Consider the following 22,775-nt stretch of genomic DNA (forward strand, 5'->3'; position numbering starts at 1 on the left):
ACAACCAAACTTAAACTTAAACTTAACTTAACTTTTTATTTTCCTCTGAATTCAACTTTTGTAATAGTAATTGGCTCATTTCCTGTTTTATTACTTCCAGATCTAATTACAAGGTAAATTGTTCCGCTTTCAGAGAATTTAACTACGTTAGAAATGTCACCAGTAACTTTATTTTTCTTGCATCCAATTCCAGATAATCTTCCTGAAAATTTAGATGTTCCGCAACCATCCCAAGTGCTTATACCCATAACTACATTATCATTATATTCAACACCTGATGTTGGTACAGTTTTCCCTGCGAAGACTTCAAACCAAGTTTCATTTAAACCGCTAGGACAAGAAATTGTCATATCGATAGTATATTCTCTATCTTTTACAACTTCAATAGCTTGGTAAATACCTTCTTGAGCACCTCCTCCTGGTAAATGAATCGTAGCGCTATTATTAGCAAAAGACCAAAACGCAGCGCCTGATGGACTTAATTTTAAATTTGTCCATTTTGCTATATCGGCAGGTGTTTCAAATTTTCCTCCTTGAACTAAGTTTCCTTTTGCAGGATCTGTTTGTGCCACAATAATCTGCTGAGAAGAAGTTCCCATTGCTGCACCAGCTCCAATAGCGGTATGCGTAACAGTATACGTTCCTGCATCTGGTAAAGAAATCACTTGATTCATTTTTCCCGGACTAGCACCGTCTCCTGTATCCCATTTTGAAGAGATAACTCCAACAGGCTGTGCTGTTAGAAGATACGTATTCATAGCTCCCGCAACAGGAGTTATTGTAAACGAAGCATCAACATTTTCAGCTACAAGCGGGTTTTCATTAACTTCTTCGCTACAGCTATTTAGTGTTCCTAATGCTAAAGCTAGCATTAGGTATACACTTTTTCTAAAATATATATTTAGGTTCATTTCTTTTTGTTTTGGTTAATTAGTAAAATACTATTGGTAATTAGGATTTTGTTTCAATTTAGTACCGTTAAGTTCTGTGTACGGAATTGGTAAAATCTCATCTGTTCCAGCATCAAAACCTCTATCAGATAATGCAGCTGATGCATCTCCCCATCTTACTAAATCGAAGAATCTGTGTCCTTCACCCGCTAATTCCATTCTTCTTTCATGCTTGATAGCAGCTAATGTTACAGGAACTGAACCCAATCCAGCTCTTTTTCTAACTGCATCAAGTAATGCTTGTGCTCTTGCGCCAGATCCTAAAGCTTCTGCTTCCATTAAGTAAGTATCTGCAAGTCTGATTACATAAGAATTTTGTTTGTAGTTCAACTCTGAGTTACCTCCTCCTGTACTAACATCTGACTGTCTTGGAAGATATTTGTTTAAGAAATACCCAGTATCTTGGTAAGCTGGAATATAATCTGCTTTACCCGCTGCTTTTAATGCTTTTAAATCAAGAATTGTAGCATCTTTACGTGGATCACCTTGCATTGCATCGTATAATTTTTGAGTAGCAACGTTGAAAGCCCATCCTGCAGGAAGATTTGGTGCATCAGAACCCTCTGGTCTAGAATATCCTCTAGGTCCAACCATAATGTTTAATGAGTTTCCTTCGTCTCTACCATTACCCCAGAATGTCCAATCTGAGTTACCAGCGCTACTGTGAGATACTTCAATTAATGACTCTGCGTTGAATTTGTTTGATGTAACCCATAAATCGCTAAAGTTATCCAGTAATTTATTACCGTATTGGTTTGTCGCTCCTGGAGTTCCGTTTACTTCTGCTAAAACAGCTGCTGCCTCAGGTTTTTTACCTTCAAACAAATATACTTTTCCTAAAAGTGCTTGAGCAGCCCCTTTGTTAAATCTTCCAGCTTCAGTTTTTGCAACAACCGTATTTGGTAAAACTGCAATAGCTTCAGTTAAATCTTTTTCTATTTGAGCATAAATCACTTCTGGCGCAACTTGCTCAGGAGTATAGATTGTTTCTGTTGTTAACGGTTCTAAAACTAATGCAATGTTTTTGAACATTCTTACTAAGTTAAAATAGTAAAGCGCACGTAATGTTTTAGCTTCTGCTGCAAATCTGTTTCTAACTGCATCATTCATTGAAGCAGCAGGCAATTTAGACAACAAAATATTTGCTCTAGAAATACCTTGATAGTGATCGTTCCAATAACTTCCCGGAATTGTAATTGAAGAAAGTGAGTGCGTAGAGAAATTTTGAATTCCAGTTCCGTCTGTAGAACTACCTCCACCAGCATAAAAATCGTCTGAACCAGCATTCATCATGGCTACCCAGTTTTCAAAACCTCCGGTGTTTTTTCTCATCGGATCGTAAACTCCAACTAAAGCCGCATAACATTGCTGTTCATTAGAAAAGTAGGTACTTGTATCAAATTTTCCTTCTGGATCAATGGTCACAAAATCTTCAGAACAAGATCCTAAAAGTGCCATTGCTACAGCTACATATATATATTTAAATTTTATCGTTTTCATGATTCTTTAATTTTATTAAAATTGAACGTTAGCTCCAAACAAAATAGATCTTGCTTGTGGATAAACTCCTTTGTCTACACCATAAACTTGGCCTCCAATTTCTGGATCAAATCCAGTATATTTTGTAAAAGTGATTAAGTTTTCTCCTGTTAGGTAAAAACGAACTTTATCTGCACCAATTTTAGAAGATAAATTAGTTGGCATTGTGTATCCAAGAGTTACTACTTTTAAACGTAGGTAATTTCCATCTTCAAGATAAAAATCAGACATGTTAGTGTAGTTTTTATTTGGATCGTTATTTGTCAATCTTGGGTAATCGTTTGAAGTTCCTTCTCCAACCCAACGCTCTAAAGCTTTAGTCTGGTAGTTTGCATTCAATACATCTAGTCTTCTTAAACCTTGGAAAATTTTGCTTCCCGCAGCTCCTTGAGTAAAGGCCATAAAGTCAAAGTTTTTGTAATCTAAGTTTACTGTAAAACCAAAAGTATATTTAGGCACGTTTGTTCCTAAGAATTGCTTATCGTCATCAGTAATAGATCCGTCACCATTTGAATCTACCCAACGGAAATCTCCAGGTCTAGCATTTGGCTGAATTAAACCTCCGTTTGTGTTTTTGTATGCTGCAACTTCAGCTTCGTTTTGGAAAATTCCAGCTGTTTTAAATCCGTAGAATTCATTAAATGAATGTCCAACTTGTGTTCTTGTTACAGGTCCCATAGATTGGAAAGTAGCATCTCCAACGATGAAGTTTGTAGATGATCCTACATAAGTAATTTCGTTTTTCAAGTAAGCCATGTTTGCATTAACACCTAAGTTAAATTCTCCAAGTCTTTTCTTATAACCTAATTCAACCTCAAAACCGCTGTTATCCATATCTGCAATGTTTGCAGAAGGCGCATCAACTACTCCAACATATCCAGGAATTACAATGTTTCTTAAGATTCCTTTTGTTGTTTTTTTGTAGTAATCAAGAGTAAGAGAAAAATCATTAAATAATTTTGCATCAAGACCAACAGTAGTTTGAGATGTCTCTTCCCATCCTAAGTTAGCATTCGGAAGCGTAGAGTTTCCGTATCCTGTTGTAATATCTCCTGAAGTTCCAACTGCATAATTGTAACCCCCAACTACTAAAGCTCTATATTTAAAATCATCGATGTTATCGTTACCTACAACTCCGTAACCTCCACGTAGTTTTAAAGTATTCACTACATTGTTATCTTTCCAAAAACCTTCTTTTGAAAGTACCCATCCTAAAGAGAATGACGGGAAAACTCCCCATTTTTTGTTTTCACCAAAACGAGTTGATCCATCACGACGAACAATTCCTGTGAAAAGGTATTTCTCCATGTAATCGTAGTTAGCACGTAAGAACAATGAAGATAATTTGTGCTCTGTAAAATCACTTGCTCTGTTAACTCTGTCTGATTGTGGAATGTCAAAGTTGAAAGAAGCGTCTTTGTAACTTGTAATTGGCAATCCGTACATTGTTACTCCGATAGTACCACCAATGTTTTCAACATAAGCACCTTGTCCTGCTAAAACACTTACGTTATGATCTCCAAATTTATTAGCATAGCTTAAAGTATTCTCCAATGTCCAAGCTAATGATTTGTTATTGTTCTGGCTGTAATTATTTCTATCAGCTTTCATGTTTGGGTTTAAGTAGAAAGTTGGAGTAAACATTTCATCTCCCCAATATGCTAATTTACCACCAAGTGTAGTTCTTAATTTTAAATGGCTTGTAATGTTAGCCTCTAAATAAGCGTTTCCAACAAAATCATCTGACCAGTTGTAACCTCCTAATCTTGTTTGGATATATCCTAGTGGGTTTGTCATCTCTTGTTGTACTAAAGAAGAAATTCCATAAGGATTACCGTTTGCATCTCTAACAACGTTTGGGTTTGTATAAAAACCCGTATTAGCTACAGCTGGATCAGTTACCACAAGCGGAGTAAGCGGATCTAAGTTGATTGCAGAACTTAAAGGTCCACCAAACTCACTGTTCACATTTCCAATTCCTTTTGATTTTTGGTGTGTATATCCAAAAGTTTGTCCGAAAGTAAAGTAATCAGAGATTTTGTGCGTAGAGTTTAATCGGAAGTTTTTCTTTGTATAGTTAGAAATATCTGTAACAACGATACCTTCCTGATCTTGAATTCCGAAAGAAGCATAGAAAGTAGATTTTTCACCACCACCGCTAATACTTAATTCATGTGTGTATCTGAAAGCAGAATCATTGAAGATTGCATCCTGCCAATCTGTACCTTTTCCAAATGATGAAGGATTTGCATATTTAATAGCACCACCATCGTTTAAAGATTTTTCATTCATTAAAGTTGCATACTGAGTAGCATTCAACATATCTAATCTTTTAGCTGGAGCCGAAATACCTGCAAAACCGTTATAGTTTACAGAAATTTTACCAGATTTTCCTTTTTTAGTAGTTACTAAAATTACCCCTGTAGCCGCACGAGTACCGTAGATTGCAGCAGAAGCAGCATCTTTAAGCACCTCGATAGATTCGATATCAGATTGATTAATAAAACCAATAGCATTTGCATCTACAGCAATACCATCAACAACCCATAAAGGATCATTTCCACCTTCTCTAAAAGTAGTGATACCTCTAACACGAACTTTTGAAGCTGCACCAGGCTGTCCAGAAGTAGCTGCAACAGAAACCCCTGCTACTCTACCTTGTAAAGTCTGTTCAACACGTCCGTTTGGCACTTTTTCAAGATCGGCTGCTTTTACACTAGAAATTGCACCTGTTACAACAGATTTCTTTTGAGTACCGTATCCAACCACTACAACCTCATTTAAAGATTGTGATTCTGGCTTTAATTGAATATTAATCTTTGTTCTTCCGTTTACCGCTTCTGTTACTGTCGAGTAACCAATAAAAGTAATCATTAATGATCCGTTTGAAGGTACCTGCATCTGGAATTTACCGTCAAAGTCTGAGGCAGTAGATTTTGTAGTACCTTTTAATAAAATTGTCGCACCTGGAACAGGCATACCAGTTTCATCTTTAATCATTCCATTTACTGTGACATCCTGAGCCACAGCTATAACCGAGAATAACAAAGATGAAATACAAAAAACAAGTAATTTTGTTAATTTCATTTTTCTAAAAATTTTGGTTAATTAATTAGTAATTTGATGCAATACTAAAACTAAAATTTTACTTTTCATATCTAAAATTCATTACAAAAACACATCAAAAACAAAAAAATAATATTATAAAAACACATCAAAAAAAATATAATGATTTGATATTTAGATATTTATGAAATAAAAAAATAGTACTAAAGAAAAGTTAATTTTAAAAAATAACACTACACATTATTTTTTGAAGAAATAATTGCTAAAAGTTGTTAAAACTACAACGTGATAGTACCTATCGGCAATCGTAAATAGCTACTATATAAAGAATTACAAATGAAAAACCATCTTTTTTTATAAAGTCAAAAAAATAAAGAATATCATATTTTTACCCTACTTTTTTTACATTATTGACAATAATTTTTATTGAAAGAAAAAACTTATTTTTGAAAATATAGCAAGAATTTACTTTCTTTTTAATCGCTTAAAAGAGTAGTATTTTGAAAAAATAACGTTCTAAAAAATCAAAAAACGCCATTTTAAGAGCATTTTTGCAAAACAGTCCTTTTTTGATCAAATTTAAGTCTTGAATTTTGCGTTGATTACAGGCTTTTTTGAATTTATCTGCAGAAAGAGTTCTTTAGCTAGTAAAAGAAGGCGTTAAAGGACTGAAAAAGAAGCTAAATAACCCTCTTTTGTCTCTTCTCAAGCTCTCATACGGCCACAAATGGAAACACAACACACTATTTATTGATTATGACCCGCAAATGGAGTAACCGAAGCAATTATTGGTTAAGAATCCTCTTAATATTAGTTTAAGACAATGCAAATGAAATAAGATTCTAGGAAATAAGATAAAGCAAAAAAAATAGCCCATAATCGAAATTATGGGCTACCCAGGCAATAAACTTAACTTAAACTAACCATAGTTTAAATCTTAAAATACACTTCTCTAAGAATGGAAGCATAAAAATGTTTGAATTCGAAAAAGGAATTTTTTAGTCTTCCTTTTTCGAAATAACTAACACAAAATATTATTGAGGTTTGTACACAAATGTCCAACCTGTTCCAGGATCTTTTAAACTTCTTGGTACGTAAAGCACTAATTTATCCTCTGTAAGTGTCACAATGTTATACTCATTAGCTGCATTTCCTGCCTCGTATCCTAGAATTTTTGAATTAGAAATAAATAGTTTTTTATTAGCAATATCCAAAACAAAACTTCCTTTTTCTGCTGCCGCAGTAGCTGTCTGATAATGGGTATAATTTGCTCCCCCATTTAAATCAAAGTGCATTCTACCAGCAACATCTAACGGCGGACAACAAGTACCTCCAGCATTCCACCAAGCCGACATTGCACTGTCTGGATTATCTGGAGGAGACATAAACCACCAGAATTTTTCATCTCCGCCAACACCATCAAAAACCCAAGTTTTACCTGCTGAAGTATTAGTGCTAACTAAATCATACCAGTCTTGTTCTAATGGAGTGTCCAATCTATCAACCTGCACATCTATTGTTTTACTAAAAAACTCACCTCCTAAAGTTCCGACAAATGTAAAAGTCGATTTACCAGGAATCGGATAAACAACGGTTACTTCATTTGTAAGTGCTTTTCCTAAATTATAGTTCCAATAACCTGTAACTCCAGGTGTATTCATACTTAAAGTTATTTTATTCCCTCCTGGAGGAGTTTGTGTAGCTACTAATTCAACTCCAGCTACATCTGTAGAATTTTCTAAATGCTTTTCATCTACAATTGGGTCGCATGCTGAAATGACCAGCATTAGGGCAGCAATTAGTAAATATTTTATATTATTAATTTTCATCTTTCTAATTATTAATGGTTATTAAATATTACCAACCCGGATTTTGAGTATAAACTCCATTTAAGATTCTCATTTCTGTTTCCGGAATTGGAACTAAACCTTTAGTTTCAGTTCTGTATTTTACACTATAATTAGCATCAACACCAGAATTTCTAACTTGGATTACATCACCAAAAGCAGTCTCAACATCACCCCAACGAATTAGATCGAACCAGTGCAATGCTTCAAAAGCAAGTTCATGTAAACGCTCCTCCTTAATTGCCTCAAGTGAATATCCAACAGGATCTAATTTTGCTCTTGCTCTTACTAAGTTCATTCCTGTTGCTGTTTTTGTAATTTCAGAATGCATTAACAATACATCGGCAAAACGCATCAAAATAAAATCTTGAGCATGCATTAACTGCATGTCTGCATTATTCCAAGCGTACATTTGAACAAACATACCTTTATTAGTACCTGTACCATCGTTATGCTGTAATGAAGTATATTTTTTATTAAAATACCCCGTTTCATGGTCTCCTTTGTCTTTTGCATAGCCAGCTGTTCCCTGTTCTGCTTTTCCAACTTCTAATATGGATCCTTTTTTTCTAGGATCTAAATCAGACCATCCAGCATATAATTTTGGATTTACTGTACACCAGCCCCATCCTTCTCCAAACGGCACTAAAGAATTACCACGTAAAGAGTTAAACAAAGCAAGTCTATTAGTATAGATATTACCAGTACCATTACTCCAATTCCAATCTCCAAAAGAAAATCTTTGTACAAACATTGTTTCTAAATTTCCTGTTCCAAAAGTTGGCGTAGCACCATCTTGTCCAACCCATGCAAGTCCTTCTGTAGCCGCCCAAGGCAATACATTTGTTCCTGCACTTTTATTTACATAAGAATAAGGCCAAAGATTTCTAAAGTCAGATGCTAATTTATGTCCACTATTATTAATACAGTCATCCAAATAAGTTGCTACTTGTGTAGCTGTTATAGTACCGCCGCCAACAAGAGGCAGGTCTGAAGTTGCCTGTTTTTCAATATTGGTCATATAGCCCGTGTAAAATAAGAATACACGTCCCAAGTACGCTTCAGCAACCCATTTGTTAGCATGTCCGTATCTTGCTGTTGGAATACTGGTAAAAGGTGTAGCCGGCATGGTTTCAATTGCCGCTTTTAAGTCAGAAGCTATAACGGCAAAAGTTTCCGTATACGTTGATCTTGCTACATATCTATCAGCGTCGTAAGTCATAATAAGCGGTACTCCACCAAAAAATTTAGCTAGTCTGAAATAAAAGAATGCTCTCATAAATAAAGCTTCCCCTAATGCTTGCTTTTTAAAATCCTCTGCCTCAGCAACAGTTTTAAAATACTGGGAAAAATCTGCATTTGGAACTGCTTCTATAATAGCGTTAGCTCTCGAAATACCATTGTACGATTGTTTCCACATATCATGATAGGTATCTTCAACTGGGTCTTCAAAATTATCAACCCATTTTGCTGTTTTATCGTCTGGACCTCCACCGCCAAGCATCATATTATCCATCAAGTTAGCAGCAACTTGCTCTTCACTATGAATTCCGACTGTGTAAATAGCATTATAAACACCTGACATCGCTTCTTCAATATCTGTAGGAGACTTGTAATACGAATTAACATCTTTCTCTCCAAGATTATCCTGATCCAGATAGTCATCACAACTAGTTGCGATAAAAATTACTGAAACTGCTATGATATATTTAAGTTTTTTCATTTTGATTGTATTAATATTAAAAATCTGCACTAAATCCAAACATTACTGTTCTCGATTGCGGATATAAACCTAAGTCAATTCCTGAAGCCCACTGAAAGTTTTCACTGTCTCCTCCCCAACGAACATCAGGATCCATACCATCATATTTAGTAAATGTGTATAAGTTATTTACTGCAACATAAAATTTCAGATTACTTATAAACTTAACATCTTTCAATATTTCATTAAAATTATAACCTACAGTTAAATTATTGATTCTTAAATAATCAGCATTTTGCATGTAGATATCAGATATTTCGTTTGTATTTCTATTAGAAACTGAGCTTAGACGTGGCATTTTGTTTGAAGTACCTTCACCGTGCCAACGATTAAAGACGTCTGATGTATAGTTTTGTTTTGGCATATCAGAAAACGATCTGTAAGACTGCATGATCTGCATTCCGTATTTTCCAGCCATTGTAGTGTTCAAATAAATATTTTTATACTCAAGATTTAATTGAATACCTAACTGAAAGTCTGGATTTGGATCCCCTAGCATTGTTTTGTCTTTCTCATCAATCTTACCATCATTATTTAAATCTACAAAACGAACGTCTCCAGGGCGCTGATCTGCAAAATATGGCAATCCTTCAGGTCCTACATAAGCATCTACTTCCTGCTGATTTTGTAAAATTCCCGCAGTTTTAAATCCATAGAAATAACCAATTGGGTAACCAATTTGTGCTCTTGATATTTCAGAAGTTCCTTGAGATAATACATGGCTTGGCCCATGAATTATACCGTCAGCATTTGCTACTTTTGTAACTTTGTTTTTGTTTGCTGCTCCACTTAGAGTCAGTCCATATTTAAAGTCACCGATTTTATCTTTCCAGCTTACAGAAATTTCAAAACCTTTGTTTTCAATATCTCCACCATTGATGTAAGGAGGTGCTGCACCAGAAGTTCCTGGAGGTTTAGCTTCTACCAACCAGTCTCTTGTAGTTTTGTTATACCAATCGAATGTAATACCCAATCTTGAATCAAATAAACTTGCATCCAATCCTAAGTCTAACTGTTCTGATGTTTCCCAGCTAACAACTGGATTCGGTACTCTCGCAGGATATGATGTAGGTCCCGAAACAGGTTTTGTATCTCCAAAAAAGTATCCAGGAAAAGCATAAGCAATAGTAGAAGAGTAGTAAAAAGGATCAATAGCTTGATTTCCATTTTGTCCCCAGCTTGCTCTTAGCTTTAAGAAATTAAGAACTTTTGAAGTGTTGGCCATAAAATCTTCTTTTGTAATAACCCAACCTGCAGATACTGAAGGGAAATTACCATATTTATAACCGTTGCCAAAATTAGAAGAACCATCTCGACGTATAACTGCAGAAAGTAGGTATTTTTCTTTATAATCATACTGTGCTCTAGCAAAATATGACATAATACCTCCTCCACCAGCAGCAGAATCATATCCAGCCGCAGTAATATCTGATATTGAAGTAGGGCTTTTAGTATTATTTAAATAAGCATATCTTGGGTCTCCAGGATATAAAAGTCCATTTCTAGAACCGCTCAACTCATTGTTAACCACATTTTTGATCTGTTCAACTCCGATAACAGCATTCACATTGTGATTTCCAAATTGTTTCTGATAAGAAAGTGTATTGGTCCAAGTAGAATTAGCTCCAAAATAAGAATTCTGTGAAGCGCCATCAACTGCATCATTATATAACACTCCTAAATGATAAACAGGGTTCATAGATCTGCCTTGTCCAAACCAAGAATCTATACCAAAAACCGATTTAAATCTCAAATTAGAAAGAGGCTCAATCTCTACAAAAACGTTTCCTGCAATTTTATAATCTTTAGGATAGCTGTAATTACTTCTGTAATATAATACCGCTAAAGGATTTGTTTGATTAGTAGACAAGCCATCTAACGTTGGTGAAAAACCAAATTCGCTTATATTTCTTGCAATACCTGGCTCCCAATATGCAGGCTGTAATGGATTTTGAGTTAAAGCATTATGCAAATCATTTCCATAGATATTTCCATTTGAAACTCCTCTATTTTGAGAGCTTGTAAAAGTTACATTCTCCCCAACAGTAATAATGCTGTGACTTTCATTCTTTTTCAGCACCATTTGAGTGTTTATTCTTGCAGTCAATCTTTTAAATCCAGCATCTACAAGATTACCTCCAATAATACCATCTTGATCATAGTAAGAAAGACCTAACGAATATGTAATATCTTCACTTCCTCCTGTAATATTAAGCGCATGGTTTACAACAGGAGCATTCTTTTTAGACATTTCATCAATCCAGTTTGTACCTTTCCAGCCATTTTGAAGGTTGTTCCAAATTTCATTACCATACTGAAGTCCAGCACCTGGGTAATTTGTTTCCAACCAACTATTGTTTGTCAACATAGCTTTCCAATCATTTGGAGCAAGTCCGTCATTAACACGTGCCTCATCCATGATATACATGTACTCTTGCGCATTTAAAGGATCAAGATTTTTGTAAATATTTTGAATACCAAAAAATGAATCATAACTAATTCTAGCCGGTTTTCCTTTACGACCTTTTACTGTAGTAACCAAAACTACACCATTTGCAGCTCTAGAACCGTAGATAGCCGCAGAAGCCGCATCTTTCAAAACATCAAGAGACTCAATGTCTGATGGACTTAAATAGTCAATATTTCCAACTGTAACACCGTCAACAATATACAAGGGATTAGAGTTCCCAACTGTACCAAGTCCACGAATAGTAACTTTAGTACCTGCACCTGGTGCACCACTGTTTCTTGTAATACTAATACCCGGTGCAATACCTTGAAGAGCTTCCATTGCAGATCCAGTGTTTAACTCCTGTAAAGTTTCTCCCTTGAAATTTGAAGAAGCACCTGTTATCAAAGCTTTCTTTTGTGTACCGTAACCGATAACTACAACTTCATTTAAACTTTGAGATACTGCTTTAAGAGCAATAGTAAGCTTGGTTCTTCCTCCTATTACCTCATTTACAGTTTCAAAACCAACGAAACTGATTACTAAAGTTCCATTAGAAGGTGCACTAATCTGAAATTTCCCATCAAAGTCAGATGCAGTTGCTTTATTGGTCCCCTTTACTAAAACCGTCGCGCCTGGGACGGGTAATCCACTGTCGTCATTAATGATTCCGTTTATGGTCACATCCTGAGCAAATGCGACTACAGAAAACAGTAAAGACGAAACACAAAAAATAAATAATTTTGTCAATTTCATTTTTCTAAAAATTTTGGTTAATTAATTAGTAATTTAATGCAATGATAATGTTAAATTTCAATAATCTGAGATTAAAATTCTTTACAAAAACACTTCAAACTAAATCTTAACACACTACAAAACCACAACATTTATTTTTTAATTAATTGATTTAATGATATTTAACTTTTAGAAAATTTTGTTATAAAAATGTTAATTAAAAAAAACGTATATTACATTCGCATAATAAGAACTATTACGTTATAATTTTAAAAAAATTCAAAAAATAAGTTTTATAACGATTAAAAAATCAACAATATAAAGTCAAAATAACGCATTTATAATAAAAATATATTTAAAATTTTATGAAATCCATAGTTAGATCTATACCATTAATTTTATTGTTATTCTTACAAATAGAAGGTTTTTCACAAGTAAAAAATATTGGAATTCCAGATATAAAAAATTATAAGAGATCTGAATACAAAGGTGGAACTCAAAACTGGAGTATTGATCAGGATAAAAATGGCAATATCTACTTTGCTAACAACAGCGGTTTGATTCAATTTGACGGTTCAAACTGGCATAAATACTCCTTACCCAACAAATCGGAGATTAGAAGCTTAAAAATTGATGCTTTAGGAAGAATATTTGTTGGAGGAAATAATGAATTTGGGTATTTCAAATATGACGAAAAGGGAATTTTAAAATACTATTCCCTTTACAATCTTTTAAGCCCAATAGACAAAGAAAACATTAATTTAATCTGGAGAATTCACATTTTCAATGGAGAGGTTATCTTTCAATCATTCAGCAAGGTCTTTTTTCTAAAAAATGAAAAAGTTACAACGCTAACCGCTCCTCACAAATTTCAATTTTCATTTTTGGTTAACAACCGCCTTTATTTTCAAGATAAAACCTTAGGAGTTCTTGAATATAAAAACAGAAAACTTACAGCAATAAAAGGCACTACTGTTTTTAACGATAAGGAAATATGGTCTCTTTTCCCATTGTCCAACAACAAATTATTATATGCAACTTTAGAAAAAGGGCTTTTTGTTTCAGAAAACGGAGTTATCAAACCTTGGGCAACAGAGGCTAATGAATTCATTAAGAAAAACACTTCGCTGGGGGGATCAATTATCAAAAATAAGTTTATAATACTCAATTCGGTATTAGACGGAGCCATTATCTGTGATTTAAACGGAAAAATAATCCAGCATTTAAACCGTCAAAAAGGTATTCAAAACAACACCATTTTAGCTTCCTTTGTTGACAATAAAAGCAATATCTGGCTAGGACTTGATAACGGAATCACTTTTATAAATGAAAATTCGCCTTTTTCATATTTTGATTACAGTTACAATATAGGAACAGTATACGCCTCTACCACTCACAACGGAAATCTTTATGTTGCAACAAATCAAGGGCTATTTTATCACCCTTGGGGAGGTTCTTTTAAAGACAGTCCGTTTACAAGAGTTGAAGGAACGATTTCTCAAGTTTGGAATATTCAAGTCTTAAACAATGTGCTAATATGCGCCAGTAACAGTGGGGCATTAATTATTGAAAACAACAGAGTATCAAAAATACTAGACAACAAAGGATATTTCGGATTTAAAAAAATACCCGACCACGAAAATTACATAATTGGTGAAAGCTATAACGGATTTTCAGTTTTTAAACGATCATCTTCAGGATATGATTATCTGCATCAGGTAAAAGGATTTGATGAAACGACTAATAATTTTTCTGTAGAAATAGACGCTAATTACTTATGGCTAAAGAAAAATCCTTTCTTATATCAGGTAAAATTATCTGAAGATTTGCAAAGATTTGATTTTATCAAAAAACACGTCAACATATCCGAAAAATACAAAGGAATAAATAGTCTTCAAAACATCAATGGGAAAGTTTATTTTCAAGTAAAAAATCATTTTTACAGATATTCTGTAGAACAGGAAGCCTTTTTTGAGGATAAGAAAATAACAAATCTATTTAACGGAATTCCAACTATAAACACCTTAATCGAAGATCCGACAGGAAACTTATGGTATGCATTTAATGAATCTCTTGGCGTATTAGTAAAAAACAAAAATGGGACTTTTACCAAAAAACAGGCAATATTCTCGAACTTGACCGGAAATTTGGTAAACAATTATATCTCTGTAAACGCGATAGATCCTCAAAACATTTTTATAGGATTAACAGATCGTTTGGCGCATTATAACTCAACCATTCCAAATACTTTTATGACAAAGCCAAAAGCTTTTATTGAAAGCTTTTCGAATCCTGGAGATACTATTTTAACAGGCAATCTAGCCAACAAACTGGACTCGTACAGCATACCATACAAATACAATCGTGTAAAATTTACCTTTGCATCGCCAACTTACGAAAATCAGGATAATGTAATGTATTCCTATAAATTGGAGCCTTTTGAAGAAAATTGGCGCGGATGGTCGTCTACAGCCATAAAAGAATACACCAATTTGAGAGAAGGCAATTATGTAATGAAATTAAAAGCCCGAAACAGCTATGGCATCGAATCGAATATTACCGAAGTTGAATTCACCGTATCGCCGCCATGGTACAGACACTTTTTGGCCTATTTGTTTTATTTGATGCTCATATTACTTGGCGCTTATTTAATTTCAGTTAGAATTAAGCTGAAAATTAGAAAAAACAGATATTATGAAACCATCGAACAAAGAAGATTATATCTGGAGAAAGAATCTAAAATCAGGCATGAACAGCATGATTTGGAAAAAGAAATTGAAAAACTGAAAAACGACAAACTTCAGATTAAAATCTTAGCAAAAGATAAAGAGCTAGTAAACAACTCATTGCAGGTTGTTAAAAAGAATAAAGTTTTAAACGGAATCATTCATAAATTGAAAGATATTGATACTGCAATATTGGATGAAACCACTAAATCTGAGTTTAGCAAATTGCATAAAAGTATTGTAAAAGAAGTAAATACCGACAAAAGTTGGAAAGACTTAGAAAAACACATTAAAAATGTGCATTTTGAGTTTTTAAAGCGCTTAAAAGGGCAATATCCGACAATATCTCCTCGAGAATTAGATTTATCGACTTATTTATTAATGAATATGTCGACAAAGGAAATCGCCGAAATCATGAATATTTCAACAGGCGGAGTGGAATTGGCCCGTTACCGTTTGAGAAAGAAACTAGGGTTAAACAAAAAAGAAAACCTAATAGGTTTTCTAATGAGCATTTAAAAACAAAAGCCATTCGACGCGTCGAATGGCTTTGTTCTTTTTATAAAATATAATCTAAAGTTCGCTCTAAGGCCATGCCTCGCGAACCTTTTATCAATATCATATTAGAATCAAATTGGAACGTTTTTAAGAATGATGCAAATTCATCAAAGGTTTCGAAAAACTTTACATTTTCATTTGACACAAGATTTGCATAAAATGATTTTCCAATTAAGAAACACAATGCCTGATCTTGAGCTACCAAAGAATTGACAATAACTTTGTGCTCGTAAAGGCTTTCGTCTCCTAATTCGAACATATCTCCAAGAATCATAATTTTATTTTTCTTTTCCAATTGCAGAAAATTGGTAATCGCTACCGCCATACTGCTCGGATTGGCATTATAAGCGTCTAAAATGATTTCATTAGAACCTTTTTGCATCATTTGAGATCTATTGTTTGCCGGAATATAATTCTCAATAGCGCTCTTTATATCACTTTCTTTGACTTCAAAGTATTTTCCAATTGACACAGCCGCATTTATGTTATTAGCGTTGTAAAGTCCAATTAAATGTGATTCAATGGCAAAATCATTATAATTAATAGCAACAAACGGATTTGCTGTAATATTCTGGATATTTAAATCTGCACTTTCTTTTTTGACTCCGAAAGTAAATGATTTAATCCCTTTTGATTTCTCAATCTGGATAGGATCTTCCAAATTTACGAAAACAGTTTTCTGGTTTGCAGCAAGATATTTGTACATCTCACTCTTTCCTGCAATTACACCTTCAACTCCACCAAAACCTTCCAAATGTGCTTTCCCAAAATTGGTTATATATCCAAAATCTGGCTGCGCTATTTCGCACAAAAATTCGATTTCTTTCTGGTGATTCGCTCCCATTTCAACAATTCCGATTTCTGTTTCTTTTGTAAAAGAAAGCAGTGTCAAAGGCACGCCAATATGGTTATTTAAGTTGCCGATTGTAGCTTTTGTTTTAAACTTTTTTGAAAGCACAACATTGATTAATTCTTTTGTTGTCGTTTTTCCGTTACTGCCCGTCAAAGCAACGATTGGAAGAGCCAAATAACTGCGATGAAACTTTGCCAATTCCTGAAGCGTCTGCAGACTGTTTTCTACTAGAATAGTCCTTTCATCAATAAAAAAAGATTCATTGTCAATAACAACAAATAAAGCCCCTAAATCCAGCGCTTCTTTAGCAAATGTATTAGCATCAAAATTCTCTCCTTTAATGGCAAAAAACATCGAATTCTTTTCGATTTTTCTTGTATCTATAGAAAGAGAACTACACTGTAAAAACAAGCTATGAATGTCTTGAATATTCATTTATAAAAATTATTTACATTAAAAATAAGCAATAAAAAAATTCCAAATTCCAAAAGCTGAGTAATTCAGTTGGAATTTGGAATTTTTTTTATTGAATTTCTAGAATTTAGTTTCTAGGAGATTTTCTTTTTTCTGCTTTAGAACCTACTCTAGACATTGCACATCTGAAACCAATGTAATCAGTTGCCATATCTTGAGGGAAGTATCTTCTTTGAGCTGGATCTAACCAATAAGCTCTATCTCTCCAAGAACCTCCTTTGTAAACTCTTACTTTATCGTCGATTAAAGTTGTACGTTTACTAGAGTTATCATACTTTCTGATCATTTTTCCTAAACTATCAGTAGTGATGTTGTGCTTAGGAGAATTGTACATAGCTTGATCTGCTTTTGATCCTGATTCAGAATCTCCGAAGTCAAAATATCTTGAAGATTGTTTATCACCATCTCTGTAGTTGATATTGTCGCTTGTACTGAAATTTGTTCTTAAATATGTTTCTTGTTCGTCAACTGGCACTTGAGCAATTTCTCCTGGAAGGTTTCTTGCAATAACTTTACCGTTACTTAAAGTATCATATTTAATATTAGCAGCCGTTACAATTTCTAACTTACCATCTTTACCAATTTTGTTTTTAGCATATTGGTTACCTCTGTAGTAGTTGAAATCATTTGCTTCGTTATCAATAATAGGTCTGTAAACGTCAGCTACCCATTCTGCAACGTTTCCTGCCATATCATAAAGACCGAAATCGTTTGGTGCATAACTTTTTACTTCATTCGTAATATCAGCTCCATCATCTGACCAACCTGCAATTCCACCGTAATCACCGTTTCCTTGTTTAAAGTTAGCCAATTGGTCACCTTTATTTTTACGTTTGTTAGAACGTGTATAATCTCCAGACCAAGGGTATTTCTTTTGTCCTTTGTAGATATTGTATTCTCTTTGTCCAACATCAGCAGCTGCTGCATATTCCCATTCAGCTTCAGTAGGAAGTCTGTATTCTGGTAAAATAACACCAGAAGAACGTTGAGCATAAACGTTTTTCTCTTCAGGAACTACACCGTCTTTACCAGCTCTAGGTTTTCTTCCGTTAGGGTTTTTCTTTAATACCAATTCTTCGTTTCCACCATAAGTAGTAGATGGAGAAGCAACATAAGCTTCAGTATTAAATAAACTTTCAGCACTTACATCATTAGTTTTAGCACCTTTTTTAAGATATCCATTTTTTTCTAAAACAGCCTCGTTTACACGGTCTGTTCTCCATTTGCTAAATTCAACTGCTTGAATCCAGTTAACACCAACTACAGGATAGTTAGCATAAGATGGGTGTCTTAAATAGTTATTAGTCATCGTTTCGTTATAACCTAAACGATTTCTCCATACTAAGGTATCAGGAGATGCTCCTTCGTAAATATTCTTGTAATTTTCTTCTGTCGGTGGAAAAACTTTCTTTAACCACTCTAGGTATTCTAAGTACATACCGTTCGTAACTTCGGTTTCATCCATATAGAATGATTGAACGTGTTGTTGAGTTGGTGTGTTATTCCAATCGTGCATAACATCATCCTGTACTTTACCCATAGTAAACGTACCTCCTTCAACAAAAACCAAACCAGGACCAGCCTGTTGTTTTTTTCCTGCATTTCTGGCAGCAGTTCCATTCTGACTATCTACATCCCAGCCAGTAGCTCTAGAAGCGTGAGAGGAACTCGATTTTTTGCTACAACTAGCCGTGCCCAACATCAATACCATTGACATCATTAACTGCAAGACTACAATTTTGTTTACTTTCATACTCATTCTTAGGTGATAAATTTAGGTGCTGCAATATAATAATTAACATTTAATTGGCAACATCTGTTCTAATAATTTTATTTAGCTGTTTTTTCCAGAAAATAACCTTTAGTTACGAACGCAAAAATATACTTTTTATTATTTACTGTAACATGAAATACTATATTTTTACTTACTAATTATTTTTTAAGTAAATTTCGCTTTTTAAACCTATGAAACAAGTAATACTTATCTCTCTTTTTCTAATTCCAATTCTTTCGTTTTCCCAGATAAATGGGGCTATAACGATAGATTGGCAGAATAAAAAAGAGGTAAATTTTGGCGAAAATAAAATCATAATTCCATACTTCTCAGGAAGCAGTTTTCGCTTCGACACTACAAAAAAAAGCATAACATTCCTCCAAAATTTGAACCAACAGAACGTCTCAAGCGGCAGCTCTGTGCAAATCAGCAATATCATTTACGAGTCAATCACTAGAGCAGATTTAGGAGATTTAACACTTGAAAACATCTCAGAAAAACCAAATGAGACTGTAATTATCACCAACGCAAGAGATATAAAGTATACTTTTCTTTCGTTGTCTCCAATAATTAAAGAAGGAAACAGCTACAAACGCATAAAATCTTTTTCTTACTTTATCAGTAATGCAACTGCGCGATCTGCCAGCGCTTCTTCCTTTCAAAAATCGACAGCCATTTCAAATTCTGTTTTAGCTTCAGGAGAATGGTACCGATTTTACATCCAGAAATCAGGTGTTTACAGAATTGATCGATCTTTTTTACAAAGTTTAGGATTCGATCCTTCTAAAACTGATCCGAGGAGAATAAAGATTTATGGAAATGGCGGAAGAATGATTCCTCTGGCCAATAACACTTATTATCCTGATGATTTAACAGAAAATGCGATACAAATCTCAGGCGAAAATGATGGTGTTTTCAATAATGAAGATTACATTCTTTTTTATGCTGAAGGAACCGATACTTGGAATTCAGAAAGCCAGACCAACATAAACTTATACGACACCAAGTCCTATTATTATATAACTGCTTCTGGCGGTGACGGAAAGAGAATTCAAAACTTAAACCAGCCTACAGGAATTAGCACTTTGGAGCTAAACACGTTTGATGACTATCAATATCATGAAATTGACCAAACCAACATTGCGCACCTTGGTCGCCAATGGGTCGGCGAAGCATTTGATATTAATCAGGAACAGGAATTCTCATTTAGTTTCCCAAATCTTGACGCCACGGTTCCAGTAAAAATAGAAGTAAGCGCCGCATCGGCATCTTTAACCACTACCTCTTTTGCAATAGCAGCAAACGGGCAAAATACGGGGTCTATAAATTTTTCGCCTTTAATAGCCAATTCCGACACTAAATATACTACAGGTAAATTACCATCAAATGCACAATTTACCGGAACAGACAATATCAAAATAAAACTTACTTATAATAATAATGGTGTTCCTGGATCAAAAGGCTTTTTAGATTACATTAATCTGACTGCCAAACGAAGGCTTTTAGGAACAGGCAAACAATTTCATTTTCAATACAACGCTGCTGGTTCTACAGCAGGAATCGTCAATTATACATTCGGAAATGCTTCGGCAATATCTCAAATCTGGGACGTTACAGACCTATATAATGTATCTAAAATAGAAAATGCAAATCAGGCTTCTTTTAGCTTTAAAGCCAATTTAGGAGAAATCAGAAAATATATAGCCATTGATCCTTCTGACTATTATGCTCCGCAAAAAGAAAATCAGTCAAAAATTGCCAATCAAAATTTAAAAGGAACGCTTTTTAGAAACAATCAAAATGCTTTTCAAGATATAGATTATATCATCGTAACTCCAAAATCTTTAGTATCACAAGCTGAAAGATTAGCGAGTTTCCATAGAACAAACTCCAATTTAAACACAAAAGTTATTGCTTTAGAAAATATCTATCAGGAATTTTCTTCTGGCAAACAAGATATTGCAGCTATTAGAAATTGCATTAAATATATTTACGATAACGCTTCTTCTTCAGAAAGAAGAGTCCGTTATGTCAACTTATTTGGAGACGCTTCGTTTGATTATAAAGACCGAATTTCAAACAACACGAACATTGTACCTATATATCAATCCCTAATTAGTAATACGGTTGGCGAAGCTTCATTTCCTTCTGATGACTTTTATGGATTAATGGACGCTAACGAAGGCGTAATTATTCCGTCTCTTGCTGGAATTGATATCGCGATAGGAAGAATGCTCGTTTCAGACAACGCGCAAGCGCAAGAAATGGTCAATAAAGTTCTCGAGTATTACGACGCCAAATCATACGGGAACTGGAGAAATAATATGGTTTTAATTAGTGATGATTCAGATAAAGCCGGTGATCAGACTTTACAAGCCAACCAAAATGCGCTTGCAGATCAAATTGCAACTGAAAAACCTTTTTTTAATATCGATAAAATATTTTTAGACGCTTACACACAAGAAGCTTCAGCGGGCGGATCACGTTACCCGAAAGCAAGAACAGACTTTTTTAATGCTTTTGAAAAAGGCGCCCTAATATTCAATTATTTAGGACATGGCGGTGAAGACGGATTAGCCAGCGAAAGAATTTGGGAGAAATCAGACGGACAAAATCTTACCAATCAATACAAATATCCTTTATTTATTACGATTACCTGCGAGTTCTCCCGTTTTGATGATCCTACAAGACCAACTGCGGGCGAATATGTTTTCTGGAATCCGAAAGGAGGCGCTATTTCGATGCTGACGACCGTTCGCGAAATAGGCCAGACCAATGCCGAAGACTTTAATAAAACGCTCAGCAAAAACCTTCTTTCTTACGGCTCGAATCAATACAATACGATTGCAGAATCTTTAAGAATATCCAAAAACGAAAATCCGAGTTCTGCCAGCAATGTGGTCTTTTATATAGGCGATCCTGCTTTAATGCTTGCCATTGCAAAACCTCGAATTAATTTAACGAAAGTAAACGATATTGTGATTTCGCAAGCAATTCCTGACTTAAAATCGTTATCTAAAATTAAAATTTCTGGAGAAATCACAGACGAAAACAATACGCTTTTAAGCAATTATAATGGAGAATTAGCCACAGCTATTTTCGATAAATTAATTACAAACACGACTTTAAATAACGATGGTTTTAGCCCTCCAATGCAATTTAAAACTCTTGGAGAAACCATTTTTAGAGGAAACGCCTCTGTTACTAACGGTCAATTTGAATTTAGTTTTGTCGTACCAAGAGATATTAGAATTCCTGTTGACAATGGTCGAATTAGTTTTTATTCGAAGAAAAATGAATCTTTAGAAAATCAAACAGGCTACAATAACGTCATTAAAATTGGAGGAATTAACGAAAATGCACCTCAGGACAATATAAGTCCAAAAGTGAAGTTATATATGAACGATGAAACTTTTGTATCGGGAGGAATCACAAATGAATCGCCTTTTCTTTTGGCCTTTTTAGAAGATGAAAACGGAATTAATACAGCAAGCGGAATCGGACATGATATTGTCGCTATTTTGGACGGAGACGTGAGCAATCCTTATATTTTGAATGATTATTATCAGACAAAATTGGACGATTACACCAACGGAAATTTACGTTTTCCATTCAGAAATTTAGCTCCTGGACTGCATACCATAAGTTTTACCGCTTGGGATGTTTACAACAATCCCGTTACGAGCGAAATTCAATTTACAGTTGTAGGAGACGATTCCTTGACATTATCGCACGTTCTTAATTATCCAAATCCTTTTTCTACTTATACACAATTTTGGTTTTCGCACAACAGACCATACGAGCCATTAGATGTTCAGGTACAGGTAATGACCATTACAGGTAAAGTTGTCTGGACAAAAAACCAAACCGTTACAACAGAAGGATTTTTATCACGAGAAATAACATGGGACGGAAGAGACGATTTTGGTGATAGAATCGGAAAAGGAGTGTATATTTACAAACTGACTGTAAAATCGAATTTAACAAATAAAAAAGCAGAAAAATACGAAAAGCTTGTCATCCTATAATATTATATATATTT

The 22,775-nt window shown here is 34.4% G+C and carries 10 protein-coding genes; 2 read left to right on the top strand and 8 right to left on the bottom strand.

The genetic code is table 11. The annotated features are described in order from the left end of the window. Positions 1-35: 35 nt before the first annotated feature. The 6 genes from AC3E9W_RS15280 to AC3E9W_RS15305 form a co-directional block, all read right to left on the bottom strand. Positions 36-911, bottom strand: coding sequence for a hypothetical protein (locus AC3E9W_RS15280; protein ID WP_306155865.1), 876 nt, complete (start codon positions 909-911; stop codon positions 36-38). Positions 912-941: 30 nt separating this feature from the next. Further along, positions 942-2,450, bottom strand: coding sequence for a RagB/SusD family nutrient uptake outer membrane protein (locus AC3E9W_RS15285; protein WP_306155864.1), 1,509 nt, complete (start codon positions 2,448-2,450; stop codon positions 942-944). Between the two features lie 15 nt (positions 2,451-2,465). After that, entirely contained in the window at positions 2,466-5,576 is a 3,111-nt protein-coding gene (locus tag AC3E9W_RS15290; RefSeq protein WP_488769013.1) for a SusC/RagA family TonB-linked outer membrane protein, read from the bottom strand. Positions 5,577-6,589: 1,013 nt separating this feature from the next. Next, positions 6,590-7,384 carry a hypothetical protein gene (locus AC3E9W_RS15295; protein ID WP_488769014.1) on the bottom strand — a complete coding sequence of 265 codons (795 nt, stop codon included), beginning with the start codon at positions 7,382-7,384 and terminating at the stop codon, positions 6,590-6,592. 28 nt (positions 7,385-7,412) lie between these two features. After that, positions 7,413-9,125, bottom strand: a complete 1,713-nt coding sequence (locus tag AC3E9W_RS15300) for a RagB/SusD family nutrient uptake outer membrane protein (RefSeq protein WP_488769015.1) — start codon at positions 9,123-9,125, stop codon at positions 7,413-7,415. A gap of 16 nt (positions 9,126-9,141) precedes the next feature. Then, positions 9,142-12,369 (bottom strand): SusC/RagA family TonB-linked outer membrane protein, encoded by a 3,228-nt coding sequence (locus AC3E9W_RS15305; RefSeq protein ID WP_488769017.1) that lies wholly within the window; start codon positions 12,367-12,369, stop codon positions 9,142-9,144. A 344-nt stretch (positions 12,370-12,713) separates the two neighbouring features. On the opposite strand from AC3E9W_RS15305, the gene AC3E9W_RS15310 reads away from it, so the two are divergent. Next, positions 12,714-15,593 carry a triple tyrosine motif-containing protein gene (locus AC3E9W_RS15310; protein ID WP_488769019.1) on the top strand — a complete coding sequence of 960 codons (2,880 nt, stop codon included), beginning with the start codon at positions 12,714-12,716 and terminating at the stop codon, positions 15,591-15,593. 40 nt (positions 15,594-15,633) lie between these two features. Here the strand turns inward: AC3E9W_RS15310 and AC3E9W_RS15315 are convergent, their stop codons facing one another. Both AC3E9W_RS15315 and gldJ read right to left on the bottom strand, forming a co-directional pair. Continuing rightward, positions 15,634-16,920 (bottom strand): UDP-N-acetylmuramoyl-tripeptide--D-alanyl-D-alanine ligase, encoded by a 1,287-nt coding sequence (locus AC3E9W_RS15315; protein ID WP_488769020.1) that lies wholly within the window; start codon positions 16,918-16,920, stop codon positions 15,634-15,636. 106 nt (positions 16,921-17,026) lie between these two features. Continuing rightward, positions 17,027-18,712, bottom strand: coding sequence for a gliding motility lipoprotein GldJ (gene gldJ, locus AC3E9W_RS15320; protein ID WP_306155935.1), 1,686 nt, complete (start codon positions 18,710-18,712; stop codon positions 17,027-17,029). Positions 18,713-18,924: 212 nt separating this feature from the next. Here gldJ and porU point away from each other — a divergent pair, with 212 nt between their 5' ends. After that, the gene (gene porU / locus AC3E9W_RS15325; RefSeq protein WP_488769021.1) at positions 18,925-22,761 is read left to right on the top strand and encodes a type IX secretion system sortase PorU; all 3,837 of its coding nucleotides are present in this window, start codon (positions 18,925-18,927) and stop codon (positions 22,759-22,761) included. The last annotated feature ends 14 nt before the right edge of the window (positions 22,762-22,775 follow it).

Source organism: Flavobacterium sp. 38 (assembly GCF_057799715.1).

Coding starts and splice junctions, on each gene's coding strand:
- AC3E9W_RS15300 (WP_488769015.1), bottom strand. CDS start 9,125: ATGAAAAAACTTAAATATATCATAGCAGTTTCAGTAATTTTTATCGCA.
- porU (WP_488769021.1), top strand. CDS start 18,925: ATGAAACAAGTAATACTTATCTCTCTTTTTCTAATTCCAATTCTTTCG.
- AC3E9W_RS15305 (WP_488769017.1), bottom strand. CDS start 12,369: ATGAAATTGACAAAATTATTTATTTTTTGTGTTTCGTCTTTACTGTTT.
- AC3E9W_RS15310 (WP_488769019.1), top strand. CDS start 12,714: ATGAAATCCATAGTTAGATCTATACCATTAATTTTATTGTTATTCTTA.
- gldJ (WP_306155935.1), bottom strand. CDS start 18,712: ATGAAAGTAAACAAAATTGTAGTCTTGCAGTTAATGATGTCAATGGTA.
- AC3E9W_RS15280 (WP_306155865.1), bottom strand. CDS start 911: ATGAACCTAAATATATATTTTAGAAAAAGTGTATACCTAATGCTAGCT.
- AC3E9W_RS15290 (WP_488769013.1), bottom strand. CDS start 5,576: ATGAAATTAACAAAATTACTTGTTTTTTGTATTTCATCTTTGTTATTC.
- AC3E9W_RS15285 (WP_306155864.1), bottom strand. CDS start 2,450: ATGAAAACGATAAAATTTAAATATATATATGTAGCTGTAGCAATGGCA.
- AC3E9W_RS15295 (WP_488769014.1), bottom strand. CDS start 7,384: ATGAAAATTAATAATATAAAATATTTACTAATTGCTGCCCTAATGCTG.
- AC3E9W_RS15315 (WP_488769020.1), bottom strand. CDS start 16,920: ATGAATATTCAAGACATTCATAGCTTGTTTTTACAGTGTAGTTCTCTT.